The sequence below is a fragment of the Methylobacterium sp. Leaf108 genome, from assembly GCF_001423265.1.
In the GTDB taxonomy this organism is placed as follows: domain Bacteria; phylum Pseudomonadota; class Alphaproteobacteria; order Rhizobiales; family Beijerinckiaceae; genus Methylobacterium.
Genome location: NZ_LMND01000012.1, coordinates 340,910 through 356,964, shown reverse-complemented (window position 1 = coordinate 356,964; position 16,055 = coordinate 340,910). Strand labels below are relative to the sequence as shown.

Annotated in this window: 14 protein-coding genes; 8 read left to right on the top strand and 6 right to left on the bottom strand. The window is 68.3% G+C overall.

Going from position 1 to position 16,055, the window contains the following annotated elements:
* Positions 1-3: 3 nt before the first annotated feature.
* Positions 4-2,130, bottom strand: coding sequence for an ABC transporter ATP-binding protein/permease (locus ASF39_RS09885; RefSeq protein WP_056283244.1), 2,127 nt, complete (start codon positions 2,128-2,130; stop codon positions 4-6).
* 216 nt (positions 2,131-2,346) lie between these two features.
* Positions 2,347-2,607: a hypothetical protein gene (locus tag ASF39_RS09880; protein WP_244472359.1), complete on the bottom strand. Its 261-nt coding sequence runs from the start codon at positions 2,605-2,607 to the stop codon at positions 2,347-2,349.
* Between the two features lie 399 nt (positions 2,608-3,006).
* Here ASF39_RS09880 and ASF39_RS09875 point away from each other — a divergent pair, with 399 nt between their 5' ends.
* The 5 genes from ASF39_RS09875 (at position 3,007) to ASF39_RS09855 (ending at position 6,854) form a co-directional block, all read left to right on the top strand.
* Complete coding sequence (locus ASF39_RS09875) at positions 3,007-3,639, top strand: 2OG-Fe(II) oxygenase (protein WP_056283242.1); 633 nt, start codon at positions 3,007-3,009, stop codon at positions 3,637-3,639.
* Between the two features lie 99 nt (positions 3,640-3,738).
* On the top strand, positions 3,739-4,461 hold the full coding sequence (locus ASF39_RS09870; RefSeq protein WP_055886796.1) for a hypothetical protein: 723 nt from the start codon (positions 3,739-3,741) through the stop codon (positions 4,459-4,461).
* Positions 4,462-4,601: 140 nt separating this feature from the next.
* Entirely contained in the window at positions 4,602-5,414 is an 813-nt protein-coding gene (locus tag ASF39_RS09865) for a hypothetical protein (RefSeq protein ID WP_055886793.1), read from the top strand.
* The gene (locus ASF39_RS09860) at positions 5,411-6,367 is read left to right on the top strand and encodes an AAA family ATPase (protein ID WP_082494465.1); all 957 of its coding nucleotides are present in this window, start codon (positions 5,411-5,413) and stop codon (positions 6,365-6,367) included. Before ASF39_RS09865 ends, ASF39_RS09860 begins: the two co-directional genes overlap by 4 nt.
* Positions 6,357-6,854, top strand: a complete 498-nt coding sequence (locus ASF39_RS09855; protein ID WP_200938190.1) for a hypothetical protein — start codon at positions 6,357-6,359, stop codon at positions 6,852-6,854. Before ASF39_RS09860 ends, ASF39_RS09855 begins: the two co-directional genes overlap by 11 nt.
* A gap of 285 nt (positions 6,855-7,139) precedes the next feature.
* Here ASF39_RS09855 and groL read toward each other — a convergent pair whose 3' ends face one another.
* Together groL and groES are read right to left on the bottom strand one after the other, a co-directional pair.
* Positions 7,140-8,795, bottom strand: coding sequence for a chaperonin GroEL (groL, locus tag ASF39_RS09850; protein WP_055886792.1), 1,656 nt, complete (start codon positions 8,793-8,795; stop codon positions 7,140-7,142).
* A gap of 98 nt (positions 8,796-8,893) precedes the next feature.
* Positions 8,894-9,181 carry a co-chaperone GroES gene (gene groES / locus ASF39_RS09845; protein ID WP_055886789.1) on the bottom strand — a complete coding sequence of 96 codons (288 nt, stop codon included), beginning with the start codon at positions 9,179-9,181 and terminating at the stop codon, positions 8,894-8,896.
* A 216-nt stretch (positions 9,182-9,397) separates the two neighbouring features.
* Here groES and ASF39_RS09840 point away from each other — a divergent pair, with 216 nt between their 5' ends.
* A complete protein-coding gene (locus ASF39_RS09840) occupies positions 9,398-10,396 on the top strand; it encodes a magnesium transporter CorA family protein (RefSeq protein ID WP_056283240.1) in 999 nt (332 codons plus the stop codon).
* A 439-nt stretch (positions 10,397-10,835) separates the two neighbouring features.
* Here the strand turns inward: ASF39_RS09840 and ASF39_RS09835 are convergent, their stop codons facing one another.
* Together ASF39_RS09835 and ASF39_RS09830 are read right to left on the bottom strand one after the other, a co-directional pair.
* Positions 10,836-12,482 carry a TadG family pilus assembly protein gene (locus ASF39_RS09835; RefSeq protein ID WP_056283238.1) on the bottom strand — a complete coding sequence of 549 codons (1,647 nt, stop codon included), beginning with the start codon at positions 12,480-12,482 and terminating at the stop codon, positions 10,836-10,838.
* Complete coding sequence (locus ASF39_RS09830; RefSeq protein WP_056283235.1) at positions 12,482-12,928, bottom strand: TadE/TadG family type IV pilus assembly protein; 447 nt, start codon at positions 12,926-12,928, stop codon at positions 12,482-12,484. The genes ASF39_RS09835 and ASF39_RS09830 overlap by 1 nt, the downstream gene beginning before the upstream one ends.
* Before the next feature lie 382 nt (positions 12,929-13,310).
* Between ASF39_RS09830 and ASF39_RS09825 the strand changes: the two genes are divergently transcribed.
* Both ASF39_RS09825 and glcE read left to right on the top strand, forming a co-directional pair.
* On the top strand, positions 13,311-14,759 hold the full coding sequence (locus ASF39_RS09825) for a lipopolysaccharide biosynthesis protein (protein WP_056283233.1): 1,449 nt from the start codon (positions 13,311-13,313) through the stop codon (positions 14,757-14,759).
* Between the two features lie 95 nt (positions 14,760-14,854).
* Entirely contained in the window at positions 14,855-16,042 is a 1,188-nt protein-coding gene (gene glcE / locus ASF39_RS09820) for a glycolate oxidase subunit GlcE (protein ID WP_056283230.1), read from the top strand.
* Positions 16,043-16,055: the final 13 nt, after the last annotated feature.

Below are 16,055 nucleotides of genomic sequence, written 5' to 3'. Positions count from 1 at the left end.
GGCCTATTCGGCGGCGACGGGCTTGGGCATGTCGCGCGGCACGAACCGGCCGTCGTTGCCGGCCTGCATGTCGAGGCGCCGGTCGTGGAAGGCGTGCAGGGTCGAGCGGTGGCCGATCGAGACGATGGTGGTGTCGGGCAGGCGCTCGCGCAGCATCCGGTAGATCCCGGCCTCGCTGGCCTCGTCGAGGGCGGCGGTCGATTCGTCGAGGAACAGCCAGGCGGGCTTGGCCAGCACCGCCCGGGCGACGGCCAGGCGCTGCTGCTCGCCCCCCGACAGGCGCTGGTCCCAGGCATCGACCTCGTCGAGGCGGTCGACGAGCTGAGGCAGCTGGGCCGCCACCAGGGCCTCGCGGATCGCCGCGTCCGGGAACTGGTCGGTGGTGTTGGGATAGACCACGGCGCCGCGCAGGGTGCCGAGCGGGATGTAGGGCCGCTGCGGCAGCACCAGGGCCGACTGGCCCGGCGGCACGTCGATGCGGCCCCGGCCGAACGGCCAGATGCCGGCGATCGCCCGGAACAGGGTCGACTTGCCCGAGCCCGACGGGCCGGTCACCAGGGTGGCCGATCCCTTGGCCAGGGCCAGGCGCTCGGCCGCCACGATCTCGCGTCCGTCCGGCAGCGCCAGGGCGAGGCCGGCGGCGGTGACGTCGCCCGCCGTCTCGTTGCCCTGGACGAGGCCGTAGCCCGCCCCGTTCAGCGCTTCCGCCTTGGTCATCGCCCGCTTGAACGAGGTCAGGCGGTTGGTGTTGGCGCGGTAGGAGGCGATGGTGGTGTAGGACGAGATGAAGAACGACAGCGACGATTGCACGTTGGCGAAGGCGCCGGCGGTCTGCTGGAACTGGCCGAGGGTGATCTTCTTCGTGAAGTAGGACGGCGCGGCCAGGATGTAGGGGAACACCACGCTGATCTGGCTGTAGGACAGGGTGAAGCTGCCGAGCTTGATCCGCCGGTAGATGATGTCGACGAAGTTGCCGATCACCGCCCCGAACAGGTCGCGCAGCCGCAGCGTCTCGGCCCGCTCGCCGCGCAGAAGCGCGATCTGCTCCGAATAGATGCGGGTGCGCGCCAGCGAGAAGCGGAAGTCGGCCTCGACCTTCTCCTGCCGGAAATCGAGCCCGATGAGTGGCCGCCCGATCAGGTGGGTCAGCCAGGTGCCGATCACCGCGTAGCCGACCACCAGCCAGACGAGGAAGCCCGGCACCACCGTGTCGGTGAAGGGCAGCGCGAAGTCGCGCGACAGGCCCCACAGGATGACCATGAACGAGACCAGCGTGGCCGCCTGCGACAGGAGCCGGATCGACAGGATCATGGTCTGCTGGATGAACAGCCGCACGTCCGCCTGGATGCGCTGGTCCGGGTTGTCGGCCGCCTCGTCGGTGAACGGGATGCGGTAGTGCACGCCCGCATCGAGCCAGCGCTCGGACAGGCTGCGCGTCAGCCAGGTCCGCCAGCGGATCTCCAGCGTGGCGTCGACGAAGGTGTCGAACATCCCGATGACCACCCAGATGGCGGCCAGGGGCGCGAAGACGAACAGCAGTTGATACCAGAACGCCTCGGCGTTGTACTCTTGCAGGGCGTTGAACAGGTCGCGGTACCAGAAGTTCAGCCGCAGCTGCAGGGCCACCTGGGCGAAGGTGATGAAGATCGAGAGCGCCACCAGCCGCTGCCCGATCTTGCCCTCGGTGCCGCCGAAGAAGCGGAACGGGCCGATCTCCTTGGTGGGGGCGTCGTGCGTGGCGAAATACGGGTCGGCGATCAGCGTGATCGCGCGGATCGGCTCGAGGTAGGAGATGCCGAGCACGATGGCGGCGAACACCACCGCGCCCGTGGCGGCGAAGGCGGGCGGCAGCAGGGCGGCGATGGTGCCGGGCAGGATGCCCAGGCCCGCGAGCTGCTGCGCGCCGGCCAGGGTGACGTAGCCGATGCCGTACATCGCCACGAAGATCTTGAGGAAGGCCGAGAGCCGCACCGAGGCGTAGAGGATGCCGGCCATCGCGAGGCCGCTCAGGGTCACGTAGAGCGGGGCCGCGGGCGCGCCGGGCACCAGCACCGGCGTGAGGAGGAGAACGAGGACGAACACGGCCGTCACGGCGGCCTGGAGGCCGAGGCCCGTTCTCAACACCGCCATGCGCGTCCCCCCGTCGTCGTCTCGTGGTGTCGGTCGTCTCGCGGGCGCCTGACCCCGCCGCAGTGACCATCGGACATGGCGAGATCGTGGCACGTCCCAGGGCGCGGCCGCGACGACGATGCCGCATGTCAGGCCCCCACGGGGGGGCGGCGGCGCTCGGGGAAAAGCCGATCGGAGCGGGAGGTCGGAGCGGGAGAGCCGTCCCCGCGAAAAATCCTACTGCCAGTCCCAATCGTTGAACCCGAGTTCGCGGCAGCGGTAGCCCACCGGGCATTCGGGGTTGTCGCGGGTGGGCACGAACCGCAGTTCCGCGATCTCGCTCGTCTCGCAGAAGCTGCGATCCTTGACGAAGCGTTCGAGGGCCGAGCCGCCGGCGTTCAGGAGGATGGCGCCGCTCTTCTTCACGAGGCCCATCGCCTCCGAACAGACCATGCGCTGAACGGCGGCACCGGGCTGCGCCTGCGCGCCAGCCGGCAGCGTGAAGCAGAGGATCAGGGCGAGGACGGTCCGGTTCGACACGGGGACTTGGCGCCGTTCCTGTTTCCGATGGCGCCAAGCATGGCAGTTTCCGCGCCCTGCGAAAAGGGCTCGGCCGTCTGGAAGAGGGCTTAAGCCCGAGGAATGACCGGCACGGACCCAGGCTCCGCCGGCATCCGTTCGAAACACGGTTGCCAGTGTCTTGACGCAGGCCGCCGTAGAGTGGGCGACCGGGGCTGCCGCTGGCTTGTCTTACCTGGGCTGCCGCCGGCTTGCCGCAATCGCGGAGTCTACCCGGCGGCTCGGCCCGGTTCGTCGCGCGAACCGGGCTCCCATTCTTCCGTTCGGGATCGAGACCGTCTCGTTCCCGCGCCGCCACAGACGGGACGACCGGTAGCCATGGCCCAGCTTTCGACCATCGACCTCGATGCCGTGCGCGCGGCGCCGCTCTCGCGTGAGCCCTACAGCTTTTGCCTGGGCACGGACGTGCTCCGGCCCGAGGCGATCGACGAGATCCGCCAGGATTTCCCGGCGATCGCCAAGCCGGGCTATCTCACGGTGGACGAGGTCGCGCTCAAGGGTCGGTTTCGCGACCTGATCGAGGAACTGGAGAGCGACGCGTTCTCGGTGATCCTCGGCGAGAAATTCGGGATCGACCTCGTCTCCTGCCCGCGCCTGACCACGATCATGAAGCGCTCGCAGCTCAAGTACGGGTCGATTCACACCGACGGCCCGTCCAAGGTGCTGACGCTGCTCGTCTACATGAACGACGCCTGGGACGCGCCGGCCGCCGGCCGCTTGCGGGTGCTCTACGACGGCAAGAACTACGCCCCCTTCGCCGTCGAGGTGCCGCCCACCATGGGCACGATGTTCGCCTTCCTGCGCGCCGACAACTCCTGGCACGGCCACGAGCCGTTCGAGGGCGAGCGCCGGGTGGTGCAGGTGGCCTGGGTGAAGGATGCCGCGGAATTGGAGCGCAAGAAGAAGCGCAACCGCACCGCCCAATTCCTCAAGGGCATCTTCGGGCGCTGACCAGCGGTCGAAGTAACGAACATCCCGCAGTGTGGTTCCAAAGCGGCTTCACAGGGTTCCACATCCTGGTTTATGAATCATGAACCGGGAGGGGGAGCGATGGCGCAGGGGCTCGACGGGACGTTCGGCCCGACGCTTGTCGACGACGCGTGCCCGGAGTCCGACGGCCGTTCCCTGCTCTGGCTGGTGGTGCCGGTGGTCCTGGCCATCGGCTGGGGCATCTTCTTCGCCTACACCGCGATCTACCTCGCCGACGACACGGTTCAGCGTCCGCACCGGGACAGCGAGCGGGCCGAGGCGCGCACGGAGGCGAGTGCCTTCGTCATGATGCCGGAACCGGCGCGGCAGCCGGCCTCGTTGCGTCCCTCCCGCGGGCTCGACCGGCCCGCTTCGCCCGCCGAGCCGGCCGCCACCGACGCGATCCCGCCCGACGCGGCGGCTGCCCAGCCGTCGTCGCCGGTCCCGGCCAAGGCCGAGCCCGTGATCGCCGTACCGGCCGGTATCCCGCGGGCCGCGGACATCGAAAGGGCCGAGTTCGTCGGGCTGTGGGGGCCGACTCCCGCCGCCTGCCAGGCGCCCTCGCGCCGCCACGGCTACATTCCGGCCCGGATCACGGCCGGCGGCGCCAGGGCCGGCCGTACGATCTGCACGTTTCGCGACGGCCGCCGTGCGGGCAGCGCCTGGGTCGTGGCCGCCGAGTGCAGCGACCGCGGGCGGCGCTGGTCGTCCCAGGTCCGCCTGACCGTGGACGGCGACCGGCTGACCTGGTCGAGCGGCAAGGGCGCCTCGGCCTACGTGCGCTGCGGCCGCCGCGACGGCTGAGCGGCCGTCGCCCGACCGGCCCCACGACGTCTCGCCGCGCGTGTTCTTTTCGCTGGCGCGGTTGTGCAATCCCGCTACCGTGACCACAACCGGCGGCCGAGGGGGCGCGCGCGGACGACGAGCGATACCTGCCGCATCTCATGGGCCGACACGCCGATTCCACCGCCCTCCCGGGCCGCATCCTCGCTCTCCTGCCCCAGGACGGGACACCGGTCCTCAACCGTGTCATGCGGGCCCTGATCGCCCGCGACGGCGAGCGCCCCGTCCCGGCCGAGACCTATTTTTCCGCCTGCGACGACCTCGTGGGCATGGGCCGGATCGGGCGCCTGCGCGGGCAGGGCGGCCAGATCTTCCTGGTGGCGGCCTCCGCGACCGAAACGGCGGAGCCTTCGTCCGAGTCCGTCGAGGACGGCTGGGCCGAGGCCCGGCTGATGGCGCCGCTGCAACTCTATCTCGAAGGCGCCTTCCGCAAGGGCCTCGACCTGGGCGACGGGCTCTGCCTCGTCCAGGACACCTCGGGCATCGGCCCGCGGCGGGGGCAATGGGCACGGCCCGACTTCCTGCTGGTGTCCGCCCTCCGGTTCCGGCTGCTGCCCGGCGCGCAGATCGACGTCCATGCCTTCGAGCTCAAGACCGAGGCCGGCGGCACGGTCCAGGCGGTCCACGAAGCCCTGGCCCAGACCCGGTTCACGCACTTCGGGCATCTCGTCTGGCACCTGCCCACGGGCGCGCGCAGCGAGGGACGGCTGCCCGAGATCGCCTCGCAATGCGCCACCCACGGCATCGGCCTGATCCGCCTGCGCGATCCGCGCGAGCCGGACCTCGCCGAGATCCTGCTCGACCCCGTGCGCAAGGCCACGGTCCCGGCGATCGTCGACGGGTTCCTCGAATCGCGGCTCACCCGCGAGAACCGGGCGAGGCTCGTGCGCGTCCTGGCGGAGACGGTATCATGAGCGGCAAGCACGAGACCGGCAAGCACGAGACCGGCAAGACGGGGACTGGAAAGCGCGCTTCGGGCAAGCTCGTGGCCGTCGCCAACATGAAGGGGGGCGTCGGCAAGACGACCACCGTGGTGATGCTCGCCGAGGCCCTGGCCGCCGATGGCGCCAGGGTGCTGGTGGTGGACCTCGATCCCCAGGCCAGCGTTTCGGTCTGCCTCGCGGGCGAGGGGATCCTCGGGGAGATGATCGCCAAGGGCCGCACCCTCGAGGCCTACCTCGCGCTCAAGCTGATCCAGAACGAGAAGCCGATCCTCGCGCCCCGTATCCGCGCCAACGTCAGCCTGACCACGCATGGCAACGAGCCGCTCGCCCTCTCGCTGCTGCCGGCCGGACCGTACCTGCGCCTCGTCGAGCGCGAGCTGATCTACGAGCTGACCGGGCGGAAATACTCGATGCACGCCATCGAGGGGCAGCTTTGGACGCTGTTCCAGGACGACTTCGTCCCGCTCGCCGCGATCTACGACTACATCCTGTTCGATTGCGCGCCGGGCATCTCGCCGATGACAGAGATCGCGGTGCGCGGGGCCGACCTCGTCCTCGTCACCTCGATCCCGGACTACCTCTCCACCTATGGGCTCGACGCCTTCGTCCAGACGATCTGGGGCTCGGGGCGCAAGCGCCACAGCCGCCTGGCGCCCAAGCGCCTGCCGCACGTGCTCGTGACCCGCTACCAGCAGAACGTCCGCCAGCATCAGCAGACGATCCTGCGCCTGGAGGAGGAGGCCGCGGCCGAGGACGCCGGCTTTCGCCTCCTGACGACCCGGATCCCCCAGGCGGCGGCGCTGTCCGAAGCCCTGATGCCGCGGGAGGTGCCGCCCACCTTTTCGGGCAAGTACGGTCCGCACGTTTCCCAGGTGCTCATCCCCCTCGTCGCGGAACTGAAGGAGATTCTCCATGGCGCTTGATGTCGACGGTTTCGCGATCCTCAAAGCCATCGTGGCCAGGCCGGAGGCCTTCCCCGACATCCGGGCGGAGGTGGCCAAGACCGGGCGCGCCCTGGTGGTCAAGCAACTCAAGGCCAAGACGCTCCCGCTCGCGGGCGTCCGGGCGATCCACGCGGGCCTCGGGGCGGAGACCTTCGCCCTCGTGGTCGACGGCCTCACCGACGCGGAATCCAGGACCCTCGTCGCCCGCCTCGACAAGAACCACCCCGACCTCAAGGCCGCGACCCCCGACTGGCCGCGCCGGCATCTCGTCGCGCTGGCCGGCGGCACCGACCCGGTCGCCAAGGTGGCCGCCAAGCCGGCCACTAAGCCGTCCGAACCGAAGGCGCTCGCGCCCAAGAAGCCGAAGTCGACCCGCGCGCTCGGCAGCGCCGCCTTCGCCGCGACATGGGACGGCAAGGACCACGATGCCAAACCCAAGGGGGGCAAGAAGGGCAAGTCGGCCTGATCCCAGCGCGGATCGCCACCGCGTCTCCTGCTGCCTTCGACCCATAGATGCCAGGGTCGATGCTAGGACGGTCTGTCCCTTCGTCACGTCGTTCCGGCTTCGCCTGTACCCACCCGCGAACCTTGTCCCAAGGCGCCCTTGCTTTGGCGCTTCAGGACGAGGTCGCAGGCGGGGGCGACGTTCCGACCGAGGCGATCACGCGGTGAAGATCCCGCGTGTCCCACCCATGAAAAAGGGGCCGCCTTTCGGCGACCCCTCTTCTTTGGATGGACTGGAGGCGTGGACTTAGAAGTCCATGCCGCCCATGCCGCCGCCCATGCCGCCGCCGCCGGGCATGCCGCCGCCGCCGCTCTCCTTCTTGGGAGCATCGGCGATCATGGCCTCCGTGGTGACGAGCAGGCCGGCCACCGAGGCGGCGTCCTGCAGGGCGGTGCGCACGACCTTGGCCGGGTCGACGATGCCGGCCTGGATCATGTCGACGTATTCTTCCGTCTGGGCGTTGAAGCCGTAGGTGATCGAGTCGGTCTTGTCGGTGATGCGGCCGACCACGATCGAGCCCTCGACGCCGGAGTTGGCGGCGATCTGACGGATCGGGGCTTCCAGGGCCTTCAGCACGATCTTGATGCCGGCCTGGACGTCCGGGTTGTCGCTCTTGAGGGCGCGGACGGCCTCGCGGGCGCGGAGCAGGGCGGTGCCGCCGCCGGGGACGATGCCCTCTTCCACCGCAGCGCGGGTGGCGTTGAGCGCGTCGTCGACGCGGTCCTTCTTCTCCTTGACCTCGACCTCGGTCGCGCCGCCGACGCGGATGACCGCGACGCCGCCGGCGAGCTTGGCCAGGCGCTCCTGGAGCTTCTCACGGTCGTAGTCCGAGGTGGTCTCCTCGATCTGCGCCTTGATCTGGCCGACGCGGGCTTCGATCTCGGTCTTCTCGCCGGCGCCGTCGATGATCGTGGTGGTCTCCTTCTCGATGCGGATGCGCTTGGCGCGGCCGAGCATCGGCAGGGTGACGTTCTCGAGCTTGATGCCGAGGTCCTCGGCGATCATCTGGCCCTGGGTCAGGATCGCGATGTCCTCGAGCATGGCCTTGCGGCGATCGCCGAAGCCCGGAGCCTTGACGGCCGCGACCTTGAGGCCGCCACGCAGCTTGTTCACGACGAGGGTGGCGAGCGCCTCGCCCTCGATGTCCTCGGCGATGATGACCAGCGGCTTGCCGGTCTGCACAACGGCCTCGAGGACCGGGAGCATCGCCTGGAGCGACGAGAGCTTCTTCTCGTGGATGAGGATGTAGGGGTCCTCGAGCTCGGCGACCATCTTCTCGGCGTTGGTGATGAAGTACGGCGAGAGGTAGCCACGGTCGAACTGCATGCCCTCGACGACGTCGAGCTCGGTCTCGGCGGTCTTGGCCTCTTCGACGGTGATGACACCCTCGTTGCCGACCTTCTGCATGGCATGGGCGATCATCTCGCCGATTTCCTTGTCGCCGTTCGACGAGATCGTGCCGACCTGGGCGACTTCCTCGGACGAGGCGACCTTCTTGGCGCGGGCGATGATGTCCTTCACCGCGGCGGCCGTGGCGAGGTCGATGCCGCGCTTGAGGTCCATCGGGTTCATGCCGGCGGCGACGTACTTGGCGCCTTCGCGCACGATCGCCTGGGCCAGGACGGTGGCGGTGGTGGTGCCGTCACCGGCGATGTCGTTGGTCTTCGAGGCCACTTCGCGCAGCATCTGTGCGCCCATGTTCTCGAACTTGTCGGAGAGCTCGATCTCCTTGGCGACGGTGACGCCGTCCTTGGTGATGCGCGGCGCGCCGAAGCTCTTCTCGATGACGACGTTGCGGCCCTTGGGGCCCAGCGTGACCTTCACCGCGTCGGCGAGAATGTCGACGCCGCGCAGCATCTTCTCGCGGGCGTCGGAGGCGAAGCGGACTTCTTTCGCTGCCATGTGTCGGAATCCTTATGAAGTGGGGAGCCCCGCGGCGCCGCGGGCGGCGCCCTCGAAGGGCTCGTGGAGACGGAGAAAAAGCGAAGGCGGACCCGACTTTAGGCGACGACGCCCATGATGTCGGATTCCTTCATGATCAGGAGGTCCTGACCGTCGATCTTGACCTCGGTGCCGGACCACTTGCCGAACAGCACGCGGTCGCCGGCCTTGACGTCGAGGGCGTTGATGCGGCCGGCCTCGTCGCGGGCGCCGGGGCCGACGGCGACGATCTCGCCCTCTTGCGGCTTCTCCTTGGCGGTATCGGGGATGATGATGCCCCCCTTGGTCTTCTCTTCGCCTTCGATGCGGCGGACGACGACACGGTCGTGCAGCGGACGGAACTTCATGAGCTGCCCTCTTGCTTCAAATTCATGGATGGCGTTGATGCGGCCGAAGGCACGCTCAACCCGGCGCCGTTAGCACTCTCGATCGGTGAGTGCCAGCGATGGCTGCGGATTAGGCGTATGCCGGCCGCGAGTCAAGGAAAACCCTCGGCGCAACCCCCGTGTCGCGGTGGATTCGGTCCCCGCGGGGCCCGCCGTGCGAGGACGTTTCACTCTCCCATGATCAGTCTCCAGGGGCCGCACGGCGCGGTCGACCATGCCGGGCCGCCCGGAGCGCCGAGGGTGCCCGATCACGCGATCTGGATCGACCTGAACGACCCGAGCGCGGAGGAGGCCAGGGCCGTCGAGGAGGCCACCGGCATCCGCGTGCCGTCCCGCACGGCACTCAGCGAAGTCGAGAACTCGAGCCGCCTGCGCCGGACCAAGGCCGGGCTGTCGCTCAGCACTCCGATGATCACCTTCGACAAGGTCGATTCGCTCTTGAAGCCCCTCGGCTTCGTGCTGACGCGCGACCGCCTCGTCACGGTGCGGTTCCACGACCTGCGCGCCTTTTCCGAGGTCAAGACGCGCATCGCCGAGCAGGACGGCCCGGCGGCCACGAGCACCGAGATCTTCCTTCTCCTGATGGAGGAACTCGTCGACAGCCTCGCCGACGCGCTGGAGGAGATGGGGGCCGACCTCGACACCCTCTCCACCCGCATCTTCGATTTCGACGTGAGGGGCGGCGGCACCGCCTCAGGGGCGGTCGTGCCGCGCCGTCGCGATCTCGCCCTGCGGCGGATCCTGCGCAGCATCGGCCGGCGCGGCAAGGCGCTTGGCAAGATCCGCGCGACCCTGCTCGGCCTCGAACGCATCCTGCCGTTCGTGGCCGGCGAGTGCGAGGGCGTCCTGGGCGTCGAGCAGGTGCCGCGCTTCGAGTCGATCCGACGCGACATCGCCTCCCTCGCCGAGTTCGAGATCCGGCAGTCCGAGAACGTACAGTTCCTGCTCGACGCGACCCTGGGGCTCATCAGCATCGAGCAGAACAACACCTTCCGGGTGCTCACCGTGGTCTCGGTGGTGGGCGTGCCCCCGACCCTGGTCGCCTCGATGTACGGCATGAACTTCAAGCACATGCCGGAACTCGACTGGATCTACGGTTATCCCTACGGCCTGTCGCTGATCGTGATCAGCGCCCTGCTCCCGCTCCTGTACTTCTGGCGGCGCGGCTGGTTTTGAGATCCAGTTGCGGAGTGCTCGGGCTATCCACCGACGATCTCGCAACTTTTAAGGGCGAACTCCAGGGCCTCCCACGCTTGGAGGGCTGCCTCCCGCGGTGTCAGGGCCCGGTGTTGAACTGCAAGTTGCAGAACCGCCAGATTTGCGCCACAGATTCGGGCCGCATTAAGGCTGACTTCGCCAGCCAGCGTTCTCTGGAGTAACTCGCGTTGAAATAGTTCGACGAGAGTGGCGCCTTGCTTGAAATGATTATCCCACGAGAACATTTGTCGATACCTTCGATAAGGCGTGGCAATAGATAGGTGCGTTTTATTTTGATCAATAATTTGCTGTGTTTATTGCTATTCAGATAAATATAAGTATTTAAAATATTATATCGATATCATATTTCATTCATTGATAAAAATAAAACAACAAAAATAAAATTTATAGGTGATGATTACTGGACTAGGACGGCCTGATCGCAGCGGGTGCCGTCGACGGTGAGGTCGGCGTTCCCGAGGCGGAGACCGAGCGTCCGCAGGGTGCTGTTGAGAACCCCGTCGAGGGCTGGGGCGACCGTGCCGAGGACGGTCGCGACGGTGCCTGTGAGGAGACCCGGCGTCAGGATGCCGATGCCACTCACAGAGAGGTCCAGGTTCTGAATCAAGCTGGTGACGGCCGATTGCGTGAGGCCGTTCGAGCTCACGGTCTTCACCGTATGCCGTGCGATGTCGTCTTCGCCGAAGGTCACCGATTGGGCATACGTGCTTCCGACGGAAAGCGAGGAGCGGCCGCTGACAACGAGGCTGGGCGCCACGCGCAGGAGGGTCGCCGGCTGCGAAAAACTGGGCGTTGCGGCCGTCGGATCGATCGAGGCCTTGGGGATGGTGGCGACGGCCAGGTCGGCCAGTCCCGGCTGCGCGTCGAGGACGACCTGGCGCTGACCTTGATCGGACCATGGGCAAGTGGTGGAGCGCAAGGTCGCCTTGGCCTGGGCCGCTTGAACGTAGATCGGCAGGGTCAGCGAGCCGAGATTGAGGGGAAGCGTGATGTCCGCCTCGATCAATAGGCGCACCTGTGCGGTCGTCACCGTCGCGGCGGCGCTACCCGGCCGGACGTACCCCGAACTCTGCCGGCGTTCGCCGATCGCGAGCGTCAGCTTCGTCCCCGTCACTCCGGGGATCGATGCGCCGATGTTCACGGAGACCTGGCGTTGCCCGTTCGCAATGACGACGGCATCGGACAGCGTATTCATCAGGTCGATCGTTGGGCCCCGCGAGCCGGCGCCCGGATTGAGCGTGCCCGCATCCCCCAGGTCGACGATCTGATCGACCCGGATCGGCATCCCGCTTCGCAGGCCCGAGGCGATCTGACGGAGGGCAGAGGCGGCGACCGCGCCGTTTGCGGTTCCGTCGGCTGTCGCTTTCAGAGCCAAGACGACTTGCTCGATCGTCGCCGTGGACCGGACGATGTCCTGATAACTGCCGGCCTGAAGAGCGAGGCTCGGCGCCAGGGCATCGAGAAAACGGAAGGCGTCCACCCGCGTGGAAAGGATGGCGTTGTAGTCCATTACCGACAGGCTGACCGGCTTGCCGAGCATGGCGGTCAGAATGGCGTTGGCGACACCCGGATTTAACGAGGCCAAGCCTGAGCCAACGGTAAACGCGGCAAACTGCGCCGAAGCTGCGGTTCCCCTGACCGTGATGTCGACCTCGCGGTTCAGGCCCAGCGCCGGTGCGAAGAAAGTCGGCGTCGAGGTTGTCATGGCGACCCGCACGGCACTGGCGAGCGCCGAGTCGGCACTGAACCGTGCATCGAGGGAGACTTTGGCGTCGGCGGAGTAGCTGCCGGGCTGCACCGTGATGAGGGCCGACGCGTAACCGTTGTCGGCGAGGGACCGGCGGGCCAGGGCATCGGCCTTGGCGGGGTTTGCGGCGGCAAGAGTCGCGGCGAGATCGACGGCGCCCTGTGCCTTGCGCCGTGCCAGGACCATGGAACCGAGATCGATTCCCACGGCCGCGGCGGCCATCAGGACCGTGAGGCCGAGGGCCGTCAAGACCGCCACTGCCCCATGCCGGTCTCGACCGAACGAGCGACCGTGCATCACAGCCCTCCACGGCGGACGGTGACCTTGCTCGTGATCAGGTCTGGCGGGATCGGGATGAGGCCGGACAGACCGGAGAACCCCAGGGACTTGGTGTCGAAGCTCAATGTCACAGTATAGATCGTGTTATCGTCCGGGTCGGCCCCAACCTTTACATCCACTGTCCCCGGTTTGAACATCGCGTTATCAGCGAGGGCGCTGTTCACCCGCTGGAATGCCAAGTCGGCTCGCTCCTGGTCGCTCAGGCCGGCGATCGACGCCCGTGCCGCTTCGGACGCAATCTGGCGAAGGTTGTGGCAGGCTCCAAGATAGATCCCGAACACGACGATGCCCGAAAACAAGGCAAGAAGGACAGGCACGACAAGTGCAAATTCGACAGCACAATTCCCTTGCGCGCAATCGACAATTTTCGTGATGTTTTTTATGCGATTTCGTACAAATTTCATGAAATCAATCCCCCTAAGAATTGAGTTTCACCTAGGCTTACAAACATATGTTGGCGGCGACTCTCTAACGAAACGTTTAAGTGAATACAAAATGCTGATATATGATCGTGGTATGCCAATGTAGGCTCGGTTTCGCGCTCATCTAAGGGGCGTTGAGCGGAAGACCACGGTCGGTGATAGCACGCTTGCGGTGAGGGCATTCTCGCGCGCATTTGATCAAGCCGCAGATATGGATTTCCCGATCTGTGCTCGCTGCGATCACGATCCGTGTCGGGCGGATGGCTCGAAGTTCATGAAACCGGGCGTGAGAGGGCGGCATTAGCGGAATCTTCGCACCGCGCGCCTAGACCGGGACGGTCGCGCGGGTTCGGGGCAGGGAGCCATGGCCGTCATCGTCGCCTTCCTGCTGAACGCCGGCCTCAACTTCGTGGTCGGCCTCTTGGTGGCCAAGCTGCTCGGGCCGGCGCAGTTCGGGGTGTTCGCCCTGGCCTCGGCCGGTGCTGTCGTCCTCAACACCCTGCTGTTCGAATGGCTTCGCCTGTCCGCGACCCGGTTCTATTCCGGCCGGGTGCGGGTGGAGGAGCCGTGGATCCGCCAGGGGCTCGACCGGGCCTACGCCGTCCTGGCGCTGGCCATGATCGGGCTGGCACTCCTCTACGGCGGCCTCGACCTCTGGGGCGGCAACGCCCCCCAGAGCCGGGCCGCGGTCACGGCCGGGGCGGCCCTGGTCGCCGTGGGCATCGGCCTGTTCGACTATCACGCCGCCCTGGCGCGGGCGCGGTTCGACGGCGGCCTCTACCTGCGCCTGGTCGCGGTCAAGAACGTCCTCACCTTCGTGAGCATGTCGGCCGTCGCCTGGTTCTACCCGGAGCCGGTCTACGTTCTTCTGGCCGGCGGCCTCAGCCAGGCCGTGGCCGTCCTCGTCCTGCGCGAGCCCCTGCGCGACGCCCCGGCACCGAGGCAGCGCCTGCGCCTGTCCGAGACCCGGCGCCTGTTCCTGGTCTACGGCCTGCCCCTGATCGCGGCCAACGGCCTCTACCAGCTCCTGCCCTTCCTCAACCGCTGGTCGATCGCCGATCAGGCCGGCTTCACCGAGGCCGGCTATTTCTCGCTGGCCGCCGACGTGGCCTCGCGCAGCCTCGGCACCCTCGGCACCGCCCTCGACCTGCTGCTGTTCCAGCTCGCCGTCCAGGCCGAGGAGCATCACGGACGCGCCGCCGCGGAAGCGCAGATCGGGCGCAACGCCGCTATCGTGGTGGCCCTGATGCTGCCCTGCGCGGCCGGCTTCTGGGTGGTGCTGCCCGCCCTCCAGGACCTCGTCGTGCCCGAGGCCTTCCGGGGGCCCTTCGTCACCTATGCCGCCATCCTCATCCCGGGCCTGTTCTGCCTCGCGCTCACCAATTTCGCCCTCAACCCGGTCTTCCAGATCAGGCGACGCACCCTGCCGGTGATCGGCGCGGCGCTGCTGGGGCTCGCGGTGAACGGGATCGGCCTCCTCGTGCTGCCGCGCCTCGTCGGGCCGGCCGGGGTCGCCATGGCGCAGAGCCTCGGCATGGCCGCGGCGATGCTGGTCCTGGCGGTGCGGGCCCTGACCGGGCGGGACCGGATCGCCCTGCCGTGGCGCGACATCCTGGCGGCGAGCGGCGCCAGCCTCGCCATGCTGGTCTGCCTGCTGCCGCTGCGGCCGCTCCCGGCCTGGCAGGCCCTCGGCCTGTCGGTGCCGGCCGGGATCCTGCTCTACGCCGGCCTCGTCTGGGCCTTCGACATCGCGGGCCTGCGCACCATCGCGGTGGAGCGCCTGCGCAACCGCGCGCCGGTGCCGGCCGGCTGAGGCATCGCCCGCGAAACCCGGATGCATTCCGGCCGCAAGCCTTTTAGAACGGTCCCAAGGATGCGCGGCCACAGCGCACGCCAGGGCGGGAAGCGATGCGTTCATACGAGCCTCACGACGAGGATGCGGCCGCCGACGTGGTGCGCGACGCCGCTGGCCGCGGCGAGCGGCTGCGCCTCGTGGGCGGCGGCACCAAGGCCGGAATCGGCCGGCCGGCGCAGGACGAGGCGACGCTCTCGGCCCGCGGGCTCACCGGGATCACGCTCTACGAACCGGCCGAGATGGTGGTGGCCGCCCGCGCCGGCACGCCGCTGGCCGAGGTCCAGGCGCTGCTCGCCGAGCGCGGCCAGATGCTGCCGTTCGAGCCGGTGGACTACCGCCCGCTGATGGGCTCGGCCGGCGAGCCGACCTTCGGCGCCGTGGCGGCGGCCAACACTGCCGGCCCCCGCCGCATCAACGCGGGGGCCGCCCGCGACAGCCTGATCGGCGTGCGCTTCGTCAACGGGCGGGGAGAGGCGATCAAGTCCGGCGGCCGGGTGATGAAGAACGTCACCGGCCTCGACCTCGTCAAGCTCATGGCCGGCTCGTGGGGGACGCTGGGTCTCCTCACCGAGGTCACCTTCAAGGTGCTGCCGGTGCAGGAGCGCGTCGCCACCCTGGTCTTTGCCGGCCTCGACGACGCCCGCGCCGTCGAGGCGCTCGCCACGGCGCTCGGCTCGCCCTTCGAACTGACCGGTGCCGCCCACCTGCCGGCGGGCGTCCACGGCCCCGAGCCGCGTACCCTGATGCGGCTCGAAGGCTTTTCCGTCTCGATCGACTATCGCCTGGGCGAACTGCGCCGCCTCCTCCAGCGTTTCGGCGCACCGACGGTGGTCGAGGATGCGCAGGGCGCCGCGCTCTGGTGCGCGGTCCGCGACGTCGTGCCCCTGGCCGAGCCGCGCGATTCCGCGGTCTGGCGGATCTCCACGGCGCCGAGCCACGGCCCCGCCGTCGCCGCGGCCATCGCCGAGCGACGCGAGGCCCGCTGGTTCTACGACTGGGGCGGCGGCCTGATCTGGCTGTCCACCCCCGCCACGGGCGATGCCGGCGCCGAGGCGATCCGCGCGATCCTCAAGGTCCACGGCGGCCACGCCACCCTGGTGCGCGCCCCCGATCCTTTGCGTGCCGCCGTCCCGGTGTTCGAGCCCCTGTCCGGGCCGCTGATGCGGATCACGGCAGGGATCAAGGCGGCGCACGATCCGGCAGGGGTGTTCAACCCCGGGCGGATGTATGCGGGGGTTTGACGGGAGAGGGTAG